This is a genomic window from Acidovorax sp. FW305-C-20-28 (assembly GCF_058783375.1).
Map to the genome: position 1 here is coordinate 1 of NZ_JBYSYM010000001.1, position 14,525 is coordinate 14,525.

A 14,525-nucleotide genomic window follows, 5' to 3' on the forward strand; every position below is an offset into this window, starting at 1 on the left:
GAGCTGACCGCCGCCAAGATCATCGTCTCCGGTGGCCGGGCCCTGGGCAGCAAGGAGAAGTTCGACGAAGTGATGACCCCGCTGGCCGACAAGCTGGGGGCGGCCATTGGCGCCAGCCGTGCGGCAGTCGATGCGGGCTATGCACCGAACGACCTGCAGGTGGGCCAGACGGGCAAGATCGTGGCGCCGCAGCTCTACGTCGCCGCCGGGATCTCGGGGGCCATCCAGCACTTGGCGGGCATGAAGGACTCCAAGGTGATCGTGGCGATCAACAAGGATGCGGAGGCGCCGATCTTCAGTGTGGCCGATTATGGGCTGGAGGCGGATCTGTTCGCGGCGGTGCCGGAGCTGGTCAAGGCGCTGTAAGGCGCCTGCCGCTGATCAGTAGCCGTTGGCCACGCGCACTGCGCCCGCCGGGGCGTTGGTGTACGCGCCGCCGCCGTTGTTGTTGCTCGGGCGGCTGTCGCGCTCGTGGTCGATGCGGTAGCCCTTGCCCTGCAGCGCCACGGGCGTGCCCACGGCCGGCGGCTCGGCGCGCGTGAAGCGGCGCAGCGAGCCATCGTCCATGCGCACCGCCACCTGGTAGACCGTGCGGGTGCGCGTGCGCTGCTCCACCTGGTGGCCCACGTAGCCCCCCCCCACGGCACCCAGTACCGTGGCTGCGGTGCGGCCATTGCCCTTGCCGATCTGGTTGCCCACCACGGCGCCCAGCACACCGCCCGCGACCGCGCCCACGCCGGTGGCGGGCTCGGCCTGCTGGATGGCCTGCACCGACTCAACGCGGCCGCAGGTGCTGCACACCGGGGCACGCTGCGCCATCGGTGTCGTGCCACCGGCCAGGTTCGCACGCTGGGGCTGGAATGGCTCGGGCGTGGGTGCAGGTGCAAACTGGGTCTGGGCACCGGCCTGGGGCTGCACCAGACCCAGCGGCGACTGGGCGGGAGTGCCTTGCAGCGCTTGGGCCACCACGGCAGGGCTGGCCGTCGTTGCAGCGGCTGCGGGAACTTCAGCGGGGCGGTGCTGTACCACCAGCGTGGTACCCAGGGCCACCACACAGGCCCCAAGGGAGGCAATGGCGATCCACATCCATTTCATGGACGATGGGGTCGAAGGCACGGTGCGTACGTCGGACGGCTGCAGGGTGATGGGGCTGTTCATGGTGTTTCTTTTCCTTCCGCGCGCATGCGCGCCATTCGTTTGTTCGATCTGGGTCGGGGTCGCCACTCAATGAGTGCACAACGCGGCCCATGGACAGACGGTATACAGGCCACGATGCCTGCCCTTGTCTGCTTTGTAAGGGTCGGTAAGAAATGCTGCGGACGCCCCGCAAGATGCAAGGTCCGGCAGCACACATTTGCGGTTGCTTACAGCGCAAAGCGACAAGGCCCAAGGTCAAGGCACGGGAGCCACGTCCGCGCTGGCTTGGGGCACGGGATGCGCCGGGGTACGGCTCCTGCGCACCTGCAGCCCCGCTTCGTCCAGGGCCCGCGCACAGCTGGCGGCAAACAGCAACACCGCCGACGAGAAATAGATCCACATGAGCAGCACCACCAGCGAGCCGGCGGCCCCATAGGCCGACACCACGGCCGCCGTCGACAGGTACCAGGCCAGCAGTTGCTTGCCGACCGTGAACAGGGTGGCCCCCAACACCGCGCCCGCCAGCAGGCAGCGCAAGGGCGGCTTGCGCCCGGTGCCGATACGCATCAACCCGACGAACAGCGCCACCGCAAAGCCGAAGGCCACCACCTCGTTGAGCACCTGCAGGATGGGGCCGAGCGGCGCGATGGACAGCCGCGCCCCCGCCCAGCCGGCAAACAGGTTGATGAGGGTGGACATGGTGAGCGACACCAGCAGCAAAAAGCCGATGGCCAGCACATAGGCCAGGCCGCGCAGGCGCAGCGAAGCCATGTGCCACCAGGCCGCACGCGAGGAGTCCGGCTCCGCGCCCTGCCACAGCCGTGCCAGCGCCGATTGCAGTTCCACAAACACCCCGGTGGCGCCCGAGAGCAGCACGATGAAGCCGATCAGCGAGGCCAGGCGCCCCTCGGAGGGCTCCTGGGCGCTGGCCAGGGCCTGGCGCATGACGTCGGCCACGCGCTCGCCCATCACCGACTGCACCTGGTGCAGCAGGCTGCTTTCCAGGTAGCTGCGGTCCAGCCACCAGCCGAGCACCCCCACCAGCAGGAGCAGCAGCGGCGCCAGGCTGAGCATGCCGTAGAAGGACATGGCGGCGCTCATGCGCAGGCCATCGGCGTCGAGCCACAGCTGCACCGCGCGCCACAGGGGCATCACGGGCTGCACCAGGGGTTGGAGGCGCTCGGTGGCGCGCTGGATGCGGTCGGAGACGGTCATGCACGGAGCATAGGAGGCGGGGCTGCGTATCTCCACCGGCCGGGCACGGAAGCCACTGTAGGCGCTGTCCCACAGGCGGCTGGGTCCATCTGCCACTTGTGGCAGGCTCTTGCCATCTTCTCCAGGAGCCCCGCCCATGCATGCCCCCAGCCTGACCCGACTGCGCAGCGTCCTGCAGGACCACATCGACCGCGGCATCCTGCCCGGCGCGGTGGCGCTGGTGCACCGCCAGGGCCAGACGGTGCTGCACGAGGCCCTGGGCGTGCAGGCGCCCGGAGCGGACGCCCCGGCCATGGCACCGGATTCGATCTTCCGCATCTACTCCATGACCAAGCCCATCGTCTCGCTGGTCACGCTGATGCTCATGGAGGAAGGCCGGCTGCCCCTGTCCCACCCCGTGGCACGCTACCTGCCCGCGTTTGCCGGCCAGGGCGTGTTCGACCCCGCCCCGTGCGGCGCGAGGCCACGGTGCACGACCTGCTGCGCCACACGGCGGGCCTGGGCTATGCCTGGGACACCGGTCCGGTGGCCCAGGCCTATCAAGCGGCACGCATCGGCTCGCGCCGCGACGGCAACGCGGCGCTGGCCAAGGCCCTCGGGCCCCTGCCCCTGCTGCACCAGCCCGGCAGCTGCTGGGAATACAGCCGCGCCACCGATGTGCTGGGCGCCCTGCTGGAGGTGGTGGAGGGCGAGCCCCTGGGCGCCATCCTGCAGCGCCGGGTGTTCGGCCCGCTGCAGATGCACGACACCGGCTTCCATGTGCCGGCAGACCGGCTGCACCGCCTGGCCGAGCCCTTCGCGCGCGACCCGGCAACCGGCGCCGAGGTGGCGCTCAACGACGTGTCGCGCCCGGCCACCTTCGAATCGGGCGGCGGCGGGCTGGTGTCCACGGCCGGCGACTACGCGCGCTTTGCGCGCCTGCTGCTCGCCGGCGGCACGCTGGACGGGGTGCGCCTGGCCAGCCGCGCCACGGTGGCCTTCATGGCGGCCGACCACCTGGGCGACCGCATCCCGGCGGCCGGAGACATCCTGCCCGAGGGCTATGGCTTCGGCCTGGGCGTGGCCGTGCGCCGCAGCGCCGGCCTGGCGCCCCACGCCGCCTCCGTGGGCCAGTACGGCTGGAGCGGAATGGGCGGCACCTTCTTCCTGGTGGACCCGGCCGAGGACCTGGTGGCCATCTTGCTCACCCAGGCGCCGGGCCAGTTGCGCTACCTGTGCGAGCTGTACCCTGCACTGGTCTACGCGGCGCTCTGAGCGGCCGTAAAAGGTCGGCCAGGCACCTGCCCTAAAATCGCCCCAAGGGGCAAGAAAAGAATATGCAGATTCGCTGCGCACTGGTCGGCATGCCCGGCTCGGGCAAATCCACCATCGGCAGGCAGCTGGCGCACCGCGCAGGCGTGCCCTTCATCGACCTGGACCACCGGCTGGAGGAAGTGCTGGGCACCAGCATCCGCCAGTTCTTCGAGGAACATGGCGAGGCGCGCTTTCGCGATCTGGAGGCCGAAGAACTCGCCAAGGCAGCGGCCCAGCCCGGCGGCATGGTGCTTTCCACCGGCGGCGGCGCGGTACTGCGCGCCGAAAACTGCGCGGTGCTGCGCGCCATGGGCCCGGTGCTCTACCTGCGCGCCTCGCCCGAAGAGATCTACAAGCGCGTCAAACACGACCGCACCCGCCCCCTGCTGCAGGGCGGCAACCCCATGGACAAGCTGCGCACGCTCTACGCCCAGCGCGACGGCTTTTACCGCGAAAGCGCGCACTACGTGATCGAGACCGGCCGCCCCACGGTGCACATGCTGGTCAACATGATCATGATGCAGCTCGAAATGGCCGCCGGCACCGAGCAGGCACCCCAGTAGGCAACAGGCCTCAGCGCAGGGGCGACGCATCGCTCCAGTGGAAATGTACGCGCGGCTGGATCTCCGCGATCTCGGCGCGCAACAGGGCCGCCAGACGCGCTGCCTCGCGCTGCGTGAGCCGCGCCACGGTGGTCGACAGGCTCACGGCCGCAAACGCCCGCCCCCCCGCATCCACCACCGCATGGCCCACGGCGGCGGTATTCGTGTTCAGGCAGCCGCCGCTGCGCGCATAGCCCAGGGCCTGGGTCTGGGTGAGCAGGGTGCGCAGCGTGGCCTCGTCCAGCCCGCCGTAGCGGCCCAGCGTGGGTGCATTGGCGGCCAGGGCGGCCTCGATCAACGTCTCATCCTGCGCGGCCATCAGCGCCAGGCCGGCCGCGCCCACGCCCAGGGGGCGGCGCCCGCCCACCGTGACCGAGAGCGGTGGCTCCAGCCGCTGCACGTTGGTGTGGGCATAGCAGACGGCCTCATGGCCGCTGAGCACGAACAGGTAGGCCGCATAGCCCGTGGCATCGGCCAGGCGCTGCAGATTGGCGCCAAACAGCGGCGCCACATCGTGCCGGCCGCGCGCGGCCAGGCCGTGCTCGAACGGGCGGCGGCCCAGCACATAGCCCTTGCCCTCGGGCAGCGCGGCCACCAGGCGGGCGGCCATCATGTCCTGCAGCAGGCGGTGCACGGTGGGGTGCGGTATGCCGGACTGGCGCGCGATGTCCGACAGCGAGAGCCCGCGCGCGTCGTAACGCGAGAGCTGGTCGAGGATGCGCAGCACGCGGTCGAGCACCAGGGTGGCCATGTTTGTCCATGCAGTGGAAAGAACGATTGTAGGAAACCGCAGGCCGGCCAAGAATGCGCAGATTCGAACAACCACCTCCGGAGACACTTCCCATGGCCGCTTTCGCCCGCCCCCCGCTCACCCGCCGCACCCTGCTGGCTGCCGCCGCCACCGTGCTCGGCCTGGCAGCCGGCCCGCTCGCCGCGCAGGACTTCCCGTCCAAGCCCATCCGCTTCGTCGTGCCCTACGCCCCCGGCGGCACCACCGACCTGGTGGCGCGCACCGTGGGCGCCCACATGGCGCAGACCCTGGGCCAGCCGGTCATCATCGACAACCGCGCAGGCGCAGGCGGCAACATCGGCATGGACGCCGTGGCCAAGGCCGCGCCCGACGGCTACACCGTGGGCATGGGCGCCATCTCCACGAATGCGCTCAACCCGCACATCTACAAGAAGATGCCCTTCGACCCGCGCAAGGACTTCACTGCCGTGGGCCTGCTGGGCAACTCCACCATCGTGCTCGAAGCCGGCCCCGCCCTGCCTGTGAAGAGCGTGGCCGAGCTGATCACTCACGCGAAGAAGAGCCCTGGCCTGCCCTACGCCACGGCCGGCGCCGGCACCTCCATGCACCTGACCGGCGTGCTCTTCGCCCAGACCAGCAAGACGGATCTGGTGCATGTGCCCTACAAAGGCAGCGCGCCGCTGATCACCGACCTGATCGGCGGCCAGGTGCCGGTTGCCTTTGACAACCTGCCCGCCTCCCTGCCCCACATCCAGGCCGGCAAGCTGCGCGCCCTGGCGGTGGCCGGCGCCCAGCGCTCGCCCGCCCTGCCCGATGTGCCCACCCTGGCCGAATCCGGCCTGCCCGATGCCGTGGTCGAGCCCTGGTTCGGCGTCTACGGCCCGGCCGGCCTGCCCGCCGCCGTGGCCCAGCGCCTGAACAAGGCGCTGGCCGACGCCCTGGCCGACCCGGCCGTCAAGGACAAGCTGCTGGCCGCGGGCTTCACCCCGCGCAGCGCCAGCGTGGCCGAGTTCGATGCCCTGACCAAGCGCGAGTACGAGCGCCTGGGCAAGGTCGCCCACAGCGCGCAGATGAGCGCCGACTGATCCCCCCGTTTCCTTCTCCTTCCTTCACACTTCCTGACCATGAGCACCACCCTCGACGCCACCCATGGCACCCAGCTGCGCAGCTGGGTCGCCTCCGCCAACGTGGCGGGCTGCGACTTTCCCATCCAGAACCTGCCTTTCGGCCGCTTCCGCACCGCAGGCAGCCGCGAGGCCCTGCGCATCGGCGTGGCCATCGGCGACCAGATCCTGGACCTGCAGGCCGCCGGCCTGGTGGCCCACAACGACATGAACGCGTTGATGGCCGCCACCCCGGCCGAACGCCAGGCCCTGCGCCAACAGCTGTCCGAAGGCCTGCGCGAGGGCAGCAGCCAGCAGGCCGCCTGGGCACAGGCCCTGGTGCGCCAGGCCACCGTGGAGATGGCCGTGCCCTGCCAGATCGGCGACTACACCGACTTCTACACCAGCGTGCACCACGCCACCACCGTGGGCAAGCAGTTCCGCCCGGACAACCCGCTCTTGCCCAACTACAAGTGGGTGCCCATCGGCTACCACGGCCGCGCCTCGTCCATCGGCATCAGCGGCCAGCGCATCAAGCGCCCGCAGGGCCAGACCAAGGCGCCCGACGCCACCGTGCCCACGCTCGGCCCCTGCAAGCGCCTGGACTACGAACTGGAGCTGGGCTGGTTCATCGGCCAGGGCAACGCCCAGGGCGAGCCCATCGCCATCGGCCAGGCCGAGCAGCACCTGTTCGGCGTGTCCCTGTTCAACGACTGGAGCGCGCGCGACATCCAGGGCTGGGAGTACCAGCCGCTCGGCCCCTTCCTGTCCAAGAACTTCGCCAGCACCCTCTCGCCCTGGGTGGTGACCATGGAGGCACTGGCGCCTTTCCGCGCCGCCTTCGAGCGCGATGCCGCCGACCCGCAGCCCCTGCCCTACCTGGACTCGGCGGACAACCGCAGCGAGGGCGCGTTCGACATCACGCTCGAAGTGCTGCTGCAGACCGCCCGCATGCGCGAGGCCGGCGAGGCCCCCGTGCGCCTGTCGGCCACCAACAGCCGCCGCGCTGCCTACTGGACACCCGCCCAGCTCGTGGCGCACCACACGGTGAACGGCTGCAACCTGCAGCCCGGTGATCTGATGGGCTCGGGCACGCTCTCCGGCCCCGAGGTGACCGAGGCCGGCTCCCTGCTGGAACTGGCCAGCGGCGGCAAACAGCCCATCACACTGCCCAACGGCGAGCAGCGCAGCTTCCTGGAAGACGGCGACACGCTGATCCTCAAGGGCTGGTGCGAGCGCGAGGGCGCGGTGCGCATCGGGCTGGGTGAGGTGAGCGGAACCATCGTCGCCTGACGCACCGCAGGCAGCCCCTCGAAGGAGGGGCTGTTGCCTTTACAGGTTCGGCGCCAGCAGCCGCCCCAGCACCGCCTCGTCCATGCCGCGGCGCTGGGCCATGTCGTGCAACTGGTCCTCGCCGATCTTGCCGACGTTGAAGTACACGCTCTCGGGGTGGCCCAGGTAGAAGCCGCTCACGCTGGCGGCGGGCATCATGGCCAGGCTTTCGGTGAGGGTCATGCCGACCTCTTCGCACTGCAGCACGCGGAACAGCTCCGTCTTGGCGCTGTGGTCGGGGCAGGCAGGGTAGCCGGGCGCGGGGCGGATGCCGCGGTACTTCTCGGCGATCATCTCGTCATTGCTCAATTGCTCGCCCGCGGCATAGCCCCACAGGTCGGTGCGCACGCGCTGGTGCAGGCATTCGGCAAAGGCCTCGGCCAGGCGGTCGGCCAGGCTCTTGAACATGATGGCGGAGTAGTCGTCCAGCGCATCGATGAAGGCCTTTTCCTTCTTCTCGATCCCGAGGCCCGCCGTCACGGCGAACAGGCCGGCGTAGTCGGCGATGCCACTTTCCTTGGGGGCGACGAAGTCGGCCAGGCAGCGGCTGGGGCGGGTCACGCCGTCGATGACCTGCTTTTCGGCCTGCTGGCGCAGGCCGTACCAGGTCATGGCGACCTCGGTGCGCGATTCGTCGGTGTAGAACTCGATGTCGTCGCCGCCGTTCACGCTGTTGGCCGGGTACAGGGCCATCACGCCACTGGCGGTGAGCCAGCGGCCTTCGATGATCTTCTTGAGCATGGCCTGCGCATCGGCAAACACGCGCGTGGCCTCCACGCCGACCACTTCGTCGGTCAGGATGGCGGGGTAGGGGCCGGCCAGGTCCCAGGTCTGGAAGAACGGGCCCCAGTCGATATAACGGGCCAACTCGGCCAGGTCGAAGTTCTTGAACACCCGGCGGCCCAGTGCGCGCGGCACGGTGGGCTTGAAGGTGGCCCAGTCCACCGGCGTGCTGTTGGCGCGCGCCTTGGCCAGGGGCCACAGCGGGGTCTGCTTCTTGTTGGCGTGCTGGGTGCGCACCTTGTCGTAGTCGGCGTTGAGCTCCTGCACGTAGCTGTCCACCCCCTCGCCCAGCAGGCTCTGGGCCACGCTCACGCTGCGCGAGGCGTCGGGCACGTAGACCACAGGGCCTTCGTAGTGCGGCGCGATCTTCACGGCGGTGTGCACGCGGCTGGTGGTGGCACCGCCGATGAGCAGCGGGATCTTCTTGATGCGGAAGTGGTCGTCTTTCTGCATCTCGCCGGCCACGTACTGCATTTCTTCCAGGCTGGGGGTGATCAGGCCCGACAGGCCCACGATGTCGGCCCCTTCGACCTTGGCGCGCGCCAGGATCTCGTGGCAGGGCACCATCACGCCCATGTTCACCACCTCGAAGTTGTTGCACTGGAGCACGACGGTGACGATGTTCTTGCCGATGTCGTGCACGTCGCCCTTGACGGTGGCGATGATGATCTTGCCCTTGCTGCGCACATCGCGGCCGGCCAGTTCGTCCTGGCGTTTTTCCTCCTCGATGTAGGGAATCAGGTGGGCCACGGCCGACTTCATCACGCGCGCGCTCTTGACCACCTGGGGCAAAAACATCTTGCCCGCGCCGAACAGGTCGCCCACCACGTTCATGCCGTCCATGAGCGGGCCTTCGATCACGTGCAGCGGGCGCCCGCCCTTGGCGAGGATGGCGCGGTAGGCCTCCTCGGTGTCTTCCACGATGAAGTCGGTGATGCCGTGCACCAGCGCGTGCGACAGGCGCTCGCCCACGGTGCGTGGGGCCTCGGGCGTGCCGCGCCATTCGAGCTTCTTGCTCTCGTCCTTGGCGCCGCTCTTGGCGGTCTCGGCCACTTCCACCAGGCGCTCGCCCGCGTCGGGGCGGCGGTTCAGCACCACGTCCTCCACGCGCTCGCGCAGCGCGGGCTCCAGGTCATCGTAGACGCCGACCATGCCGGCGTTGACGATGCCCATGTCCATGCCCGCCTGGATGGCGTGGTACAGGAACACGGTGTGGATGGCCTCGCGCACCGGGTCGTTGCCGCGGAAGCTGAAGCTCACGTTGGAGACACCGCCCGAGACCTTGGCGCCGGGCAGGTTCTGCTTGATCCAGCGCACCGCCTCGATGAAATCGACCGCGTAGTTGTTGTGCTCCTCGATGCCGGTGGCCACCGCGAAGATGTTGGGGTCGAAGATGATGTCCTCGGGCGGGAAACCCACCTCGTCGACCAGCACGCGGTAGGCGCGCTCGCAGATCTCGATCTTGCGCGCAAAGGTATCGGCCTGGCCCGTCTCGTCGAAGGCCATGACCACGGCGGCGGCGCCATAGCGCTTGACGAGGCGCGCCTCGTGCTTGAATTTCTCGACCCCCTCCTTCATGGAGATGGAGTTGACGATGCCCTTGCCCTGGATGCAGCGCAGGCCGGCCTCGATCACCTCCCACTTGGAGCTGTCCACCATGATGGGCACGCGCGCGATGTCGGGCTCGGAGGCGATGAGCTGCAGAAAGCGCACCATGGCCGCCTTGCTGTCGAGCATGGCCTCGTCCATGTTGATGTCGATCACCTGGGCGCCGTTTTCCACCTGCTGGCGGGCCACGGCCAGGGCCTCCTCGTACTGCCCGTTGAGGATCATGCGGGCAAAGGCCTTGGAGCCGGTGACGTTGGTGCGCTCGCCGATGTTGACGAACAGCGTGCCTTCGCCAATGGAGACGGGCTCCAGGCCGGACAGCTTCAGTGGAGGAATCGAGGAAAGGGCGGACATCAGGCTCACCTGCAAGGGGTATCGGACACAGGTGAGCGTCGTTGCGGGGTGGTCGGCCCCGAGCCTGACGGATGGCCGCCTGGCGCTTGGGGGCCAGGTTGTCCGCTGCAACGCTCCTCGGGGGAGGCTGATTTTACCGAACTGGCAGGAACTGCAGGAACGTGCCCCCGACAATGCCCTGCACATAGCTGATGGCTGCGCGCCGGTATTTCTCGGTGACCACCACGGCCACCAGGTCCAGGCGGGCGATGAGCTTGCCGAATTCGCGCTCGAAGCTCAGGTTGCGCCCCTCGGGCCCGATCTCGTCGGCCAGCAGCAGCGGCTGGCCGGCGGCATTGCGGCGCTGCGCGAGCAGCCACACGGCCGATTCCACATTGCGCGCGGCGTTGTACAGGTGCTGGGCGTCGAGCGAGTCGAGCAGATAGAACTCGGTCTTGCCGCCATGGGCGGTGACCAGCATGTCGGCCGTGGCCACCGTGAAGGCGGCCACCCGGTCGCCCGTGAACTCGGGGGCCAGGGCGAAGGCCAGCGCTGCGACGTCACGCCGGCCCTGCAGCGGCGCCCAGGGCTGGCGCTGCTCGATGGCGGCACGCGCCCGCTCCATGGCCTGCTCGCGGCTGGCCGCCCCGCCCTTGCGCCACTCGGCCGGGTTGCGGCGGTAGAGCTTGTCCATCAGCAGGGTCAGGCTGGCCAGGTTGTCGCGCATGGCCAGCGTGGCCATGCGGTTCGCGTCGGACTGGGCCAGTTCGCCCGTGCTGGTGGGCGCGCCCTTCACCTCGCCCCGCTGGGTGGGAGCAGGGGATGCGCAGCCGGCCAGAAAGACCAGGGACGACAGGGCCAGAAAGGCCAAGGGGAAATGAAGGAATGCGGGCGCCACCATGTGCGCCGCATTATCGGCAACTGCCGGGCCCGTGCGGGTAACCGTGCGTCACCCGCCGTGCGGGATGCCCTCGATGGGGCACTCCGCCGTGCCCACGGTGCTGCGCGTGATCGCCTCCACGGCCTTGCGCGTGCCCTCGGGGTCGGTCACCCAGCGCTGGTAGAAGCCATAGGGGCAGGCCGCCACGCCCTGGTCGCCCTCGCCCGAGTTGATCACGCCGGTGTAGCCGCGGTGCAGCAGCTTGAACAAATGGTTCTCTGACTGGCCATGCTTGCGGAAGTCGCGGATCAGGCTCGTGGACAGCGCCGCATACTGCACGCCGTATTCCTCTTCGCCGCACTCGCCCAGGGTGCGGCCGTCAAAGCCGATCAGCGCCGAGTGGCCGAAATAGCTGTACACCCCGTCGAAGCCGGCCGCATTGGCCACTGCCACATAGGTGTTGTTGGCAAAGGCCATGGCCTTGCTGATGAGGATCTGCTGCTCCTTGGCCGGGTACATGTAGCCCTGGCAGCGCACGATGAGCTCGGCGCCCTTCATGGCGCAGTCGCGCCAGATCTCGGGGTAGTTGCCGTCGTCGCAGATGATGAGGCTGATCTTGAGGCCCTTGGGCCCCTCGCTCACATAGGTCTGGTCGCCCGGGTACCAGCCCTCGATGGGCGTCCAGGGCATGATCTTGCGGTACTTCTGCACGATCTCGCCCTGGTCGTTCATCAGGATGAGCGTGTTGTACGGCATCTTGTGCGGGTGCTCTTCGTGCCGCTCGCCCGTGAGCGAGAAGACCCCCCAGACCTTGGCCCTGCGGCAGGCGTCCGCGAAGATCGTGGTCTCCTCGCCCGGGATGGCGGCGGCCGTGTCCAGCATCTCCTGGCGGTCGTACATGATGCCGTGGGTGCTGTACTCGGGGAAGATCACCAGGTCCATGCCTGGCAGGCCGGCCTTCATGCCAACCAGCATCTCGGCGATCTTGCGGGCGTTGTCCAGCACGTCGGCCTGGGTGTGCAGGCGCGGCATCTTGTAGTTGACGACCGCGACGCCCACGGTGTCCTTGCTGCTTGAAATATCGCCGTGGATCATGGCGTGGTCTCCTTGGGAATCGGTACAGGGCGGCCTGGATCAATGGCTGATCATCCAGGGCCTTTTGGAGGGAAAGGTCTTCGCGCCGTTCGGCGCTGTCACGGTGGAACTGCGCTTGCCGCCGCTGCCGCTGCAACAGCCGCACCCCGAGGGATGGCGCAGCCGCCCATAGCTGCCCGCATCGCCATCGCGCGATGAACGCGGGGCGTGCCGGGCACGCTCGTTGGTCTCGTGCGCGCGGCGCTGCTCCGGGCTCACGCAGGCCAGGTGCGGCGCGTGGGCGAACACCCGCTCTGCAGGCGCCCCGCAGGCCGGGCAGGCGCAGGGCTCGTTGCGCGCCGCCACGCTGCGCAGCGCATCGAAGGGCCCGCAGCCGGGGCAGTCGTAGTCGTAGGTGGGCATGGCGGGCTTTCCTTGCTATTTGTCCTGCGAGATAGGCATGTCCACGCTGCCGTCGAGCACCTTCACCGGGCCGGCCGCCGTGGGGTTGATGTCGAAGTCGAAGATCTCGGTGGGCAGCCACAGCGTGGCGCAGGCATTGGGCACGTCAACCACGCCGCTGATGTGGCCTTGCACCGGGGCGGTGCCCAGGATGGAATAGGCCTGCGCGCCGCTGTAGCCGAACTTCTTGAGGTACTCGATGGCGTTCAGGCAGGCCTGGCGGTAGGCCACCGTGACATCGAGGTAGTGCTGCTGGCCAGCCTCATCGACCGAGATGCCCTCGAAGATCAGGTAGTCCTTGTAGTTGGGCGTGATGGGGCTGGGCTTGAAGATCGGGCTCTTGATGCCGTACTTGGCCATGCCGCCCTTGATCAGGCTGACCTTCATGTGCACCCAGCCGGCCATCTCGATGGCACCGCAGAAGGTGATCTCGCCGTCGCCCTGGCTGAAGTGCAGGTCGCCCACCGACAGGCCCGCGCCCTCGACGTAGACTGGGAAGTACACCTTGGAGCCGCGCGACAGGTCCTTGATGTCGCAGTTGCCGCCATGCTCGCGCGGCGGCACGGTGCGCGCGCCCTCGGCAGCGGCCTTGGCCCGGGCCCCGCCCTGCAAGGTGCCCATGTGGGCCGTGGTGGCGTTGGGCGGGTTGGCCAGGCCGGGGATGCGGTGCGGGTCGGTGGCGATCAGCTCGGCCTCGCGGGCGTTCCAGGCATCGAGCATCTTCTGGTCGGGCAGGCAGCCGATAAGTCCGGGGTGGATCAGCCCTGCGAAGTTCACGCCCGGGATGTGGCGGCTGCTGGTGAACATGCCGTGGAAGTCCCAGATGGATTTTTGCGCCAGCGGGTAGTGCTCGGTCAGGAAGCCGCCGCCATTTTTCTTGGAGAAGAAGCCGTTGAAGCCCCACAGGCTGTCGTCGCGCGCGCCGATGTCGAGCAGGTCCACCACCAGCAGGTCGCCGGGCTCGGCGCCCTTCACGCCCACGGGGCCCGAGAGAAAGTGCACGGTGGACAGGTCCACGTCGCGCACGTCGTCTGCGCTGTCGTTGTTTTGGATGGCGCCGCCGGTCCAGTCGTAGGTCTCCAGCTTGAACTCCGCCCCGGGCTCCACCCACACGGCCATGGGGATGTCCGGGTGCCAGCGGTTGTGCACCTGGGGGTTGTCGTACGGCGACTGCTTGAGGTCCACCTTGATCAGGGTATCGGCCATGGCTTGTTGCTCCTTGGATGGTTGTGGAGGGAAAGTGAAAGAAAGACAGGAGAGGCTCAGACCGAGAGGTAGGCCTTGATGCGCTGCTGGTCCGTGTCGGCGCGTGCGGTCTCATGCACCAGGCGGCCGCCTTCGATGACGAACAGGCGGTCGGCCACGTCCATGGCGAACGAGAGCACCTGCTCGCTCACCACGATGGTGATCTGGCGCAGCTTGCGGATCTCGTTGAGTGCCTTCGCAATGTCCTTGATGATCGAAGGCTGGATGCCTTCGGTGGGCTCGTCGAGCAGCAGCACCTTGGGGTCGGTCACCAGGGCGCGCGCAATCGCCAGCTGCTGCTGCTGCCCGCCCGAGAGGTTGCCGCCCTTGCGCCGGCGCATGTCCCAGAGCACGGGGAACAGGGCGTAGATCTCCTCGGGGATCTCGCGCGTCCTGGAGTTTTCGAGGCCCGTCTGGATGTTCTCTTCCACCGTGAGCGTGGGGAAAATCATGCGGCCCTGGGGCACATAGGCAATGCCCTTGGCCACGCGGCGAAAGCTCTCGTCGCGCGTCACATCCTGGCCGCCCACGGTGATGCTGCCGCCCTTGACGGGCATCACGCCCATGAGGCTCTTGAACAGCGTGGTCTTGCCCATGCCGTTGCGGCCCATGATGGCCACGGTCTCGTTGGCCCGGCCCTCGAAGGAGATACCGTGCAGCGCTTCGCTCTGGCCGTAGGCCACGAACAGGTCCTTGACTTCCAACAT

13 protein-coding genes, 1 pseudogene and 1 riboswitch are annotated in these 14,525 nt (G+C 68.6%); of the genes and pseudogenes, 5 read left to right on the forward strand and 9 right to left on the reverse strand.

Annotated features, from left to right (window positions below):
* A partial coding sequence (locus tag AC3WOH_RS00005; RefSeq protein WP_492227368.1) for an electron transfer flavoprotein subunit alpha/FixB family protein occupies positions 1 to 366 on the forward strand: 366 nt, incomplete at its 5' end.
* Positions 367 to 381: 15 nt separating this feature from the next.
* On the opposite strand, the gene AC3WOH_RS00010 is transcribed toward AC3WOH_RS00005, so the two are convergent.
* A complete protein-coding gene (locus AC3WOH_RS00010) occupies positions 382 to 1,158 on the reverse strand; it encodes an outer membrane lipoprotein (RefSeq protein ID WP_492227369.1) in 777 nt (258 codons plus the stop codon).
* 234 nt (positions 1,159 to 1,392) lie between these two features.
* Positions 1,393 to 2,352 carry a YihY/virulence factor BrkB family protein gene (locus AC3WOH_RS00015; RefSeq protein ID WP_492227370.1) on the reverse strand — a complete coding sequence of 320 codons (960 nt, stop codon included), beginning with the start codon at positions 2,350 to 2,352 and terminating at the stop codon, positions 1,393 to 1,395.
* A gap of 136 nt (positions 2,353 to 2,488) precedes the next feature.
* Here AC3WOH_RS00015 and AC3WOH_RS00020 point away from each other — a divergent pair.
* Both AC3WOH_RS00020 and AC3WOH_RS00025 read left to right on the forward strand, forming a co-directional pair.
* Positions 2,489 to 3,606 (forward strand): annotated as a pseudogene (locus AC3WOH_RS00020) (serine hydrolase domain-containing protein).
* A 62-nt stretch (positions 3,607 to 3,668) separates the two neighbouring features.
* Positions 3,669 to 4,208, forward strand: a complete 540-nt coding sequence (locus AC3WOH_RS00025; RefSeq protein WP_492227371.1) for a shikimate kinase — start codon at positions 3,669 to 3,671, stop codon at positions 4,206 to 4,208.
* 10 nt (positions 4,209 to 4,218) lie between these two features.
* On the opposite strand, the gene AC3WOH_RS00030 is transcribed toward AC3WOH_RS00025, so the two are convergent.
* The gene (locus AC3WOH_RS00030) at positions 4,219 to 4,998 is read right to left on the reverse strand and encodes an IclR family transcriptional regulator (RefSeq protein WP_492227372.1); all 780 of its coding nucleotides are present in this window, start codon (positions 4,996 to 4,998) and stop codon (positions 4,219 to 4,221) included.
* Between the two features lie 92 nt (positions 4,999 to 5,090).
* Here AC3WOH_RS00030 and AC3WOH_RS00035 point away from each other — a divergent pair, with 92 nt between their 5' ends.
* Both AC3WOH_RS00035 and fahA read left to right on the forward strand, forming a co-directional pair.
* On the forward strand, positions 5,091 to 6,083 hold the full coding sequence (locus AC3WOH_RS00035; protein ID WP_492227373.1) for a Bug family tripartite tricarboxylate transporter substrate binding protein: 993 nt from the start codon (positions 5,091 to 5,093) through the stop codon (positions 6,081 to 6,083).
* Between the two features lie 39 nt (positions 6,084 to 6,122).
* Entirely contained in the window at positions 6,123 to 7,394 is a 1,272-nt protein-coding gene (gene fahA, locus AC3WOH_RS00040) for a fumarylacetoacetase (protein ID WP_492227374.1), read from the forward strand.
* Between the two features lie 39 nt (positions 7,395 to 7,433).
* Here fahA and metH read toward each other — a convergent pair whose 3' ends face one another.
* The 6 genes from metH to urtE all read right to left on the reverse strand — a co-directional run bounded on the left by metH (position 7,434) and on the right by urtE (position 14,525).
* Complete coding sequence (gene metH / locus AC3WOH_RS00045) at positions 7,434 to 10,178, reverse strand: methionine synthase (RefSeq protein ID WP_492227375.1); 2,745 nt, start codon at positions 10,176 to 10,178, stop codon at positions 7,434 to 7,436.
* A gap of 26 nt (positions 10,179 to 10,204) precedes the next feature.
* A riboswitch (S-adenosyl-L-homocysteine riboswitch) is annotated at positions 10,205 to 10,303 on the reverse strand.
* An 8-nt stretch (positions 10,304 to 10,311) separates the two neighbouring features.
* Positions 10,312 to 11,058, reverse strand: coding sequence for a hypothetical protein (locus AC3WOH_RS00050; protein WP_492227376.1), 747 nt, complete (start codon positions 11,056 to 11,058; stop codon positions 10,312 to 10,314).
* 48 nt (positions 11,059 to 11,106) lie between these two features.
* Positions 11,107 to 12,132 (reverse strand): aliphatic amidase, encoded by a 1,026-nt coding sequence (locus tag AC3WOH_RS00055; protein WP_492227377.1) that lies wholly within the window; start codon positions 12,130 to 12,132, stop codon positions 11,107 to 11,109.
* Between the two features lie 39 nt (positions 12,133 to 12,171).
* Positions 12,172 to 12,534: a zinc ribbon domain-containing protein gene (locus AC3WOH_RS00060; protein ID WP_492227378.1), complete on the reverse strand. Its 363-nt coding sequence runs from the start codon at positions 12,532 to 12,534 to the stop codon at positions 12,172 to 12,174.
* A gap of 15 nt (positions 12,535 to 12,549) precedes the next feature.
* On the reverse strand, positions 12,550 to 13,779 hold the full coding sequence (fmdA, locus tag AC3WOH_RS00065; protein WP_492227379.1) for a formamidase: 1,230 nt from the start codon (positions 13,777 to 13,779) through the stop codon (positions 12,550 to 12,552).
* A gap of 56 nt (positions 13,780 to 13,835) precedes the next feature.
* Complete coding sequence (urtE, locus tag AC3WOH_RS00070; RefSeq protein ID WP_492227380.1) at positions 13,836 to 14,525, reverse strand: urea ABC transporter ATP-binding subunit UrtE; 690 nt, start codon at positions 14,523 to 14,525, stop codon at positions 13,836 to 13,838.

Bases quoted from the DNA above. Each gene is read 5' to 3' on its own strand.
- AC3WOH_RS00010 (WP_492227369.1), bottom strand. From the start codon at position 1,158: ATGAACAGCCCCATCACCCTGCAGCCGTCCGACGTACGCACCGTGCCT.
- AC3WOH_RS00015 (WP_492227370.1), bottom strand. From the start codon at position 2,352: ATGACCGTCTCCGACCGCATCCAGCGCGCCACCGAGCGCCTCCAACCC.
- AC3WOH_RS00025 (WP_492227371.1), top strand. From the start codon at position 3,669: ATGCAGATTCGCTGCGCACTGGTCGGCATGCCCGGCTCGGGCAAATCC.
- AC3WOH_RS00030 (WP_492227372.1), bottom strand. From the start codon at position 4,998: ATGGCCACCCTGGTGCTCGACCGCGTGCTGCGCATCCTCGACCAGCTC.
- AC3WOH_RS00035 (WP_492227373.1), top strand. From the start codon at position 5,091: ATGGCCGCTTTCGCCCGCCCCCCGCTCACCCGCCGCACCCTGCTGGCT.
- fahA (WP_492227374.1), top strand. From the start codon at position 6,123: ATGAGCACCACCCTCGACGCCACCCATGGCACCCAGCTGCGCAGCTGG.
- metH (WP_492227375.1), bottom strand. From the start codon at position 10,178: ATGTCCGCCCTTTCCTCGATTCCTCCACTGAAGCTGTCCGGCCTGGAG.
- AC3WOH_RS00050 (WP_492227376.1), bottom strand. From the start codon at position 11,058: ATGGTGGCGCCCGCATTCCTTCATTTCCCCTTGGCCTTTCTGGCCCTG.
- AC3WOH_RS00055 (WP_492227377.1), bottom strand. From the start codon at position 12,132: ATGATCCACGGCGATATTTCAAGCAGCAAGGACACCGTGGGCGTCGCG.
- AC3WOH_RS00060 (WP_492227378.1), bottom strand. From the start codon at position 12,534: ATGCCCACCTACGACTACGACTGCCCCGGCTGCGGGCCCTTCGATGCG.
- fmdA (WP_492227379.1), bottom strand. From the start codon at position 13,779: ATGGCCGATACCCTGATCAAGGTGGACCTCAAGCAGTCGCCGTACGAC.
- urtE (WP_492227380.1), bottom strand. From the start codon at position 14,525: ATGTTGGAAGTCAAGGACCTGTTCGTGGCCTACGGCCAGAGCGAAGCG.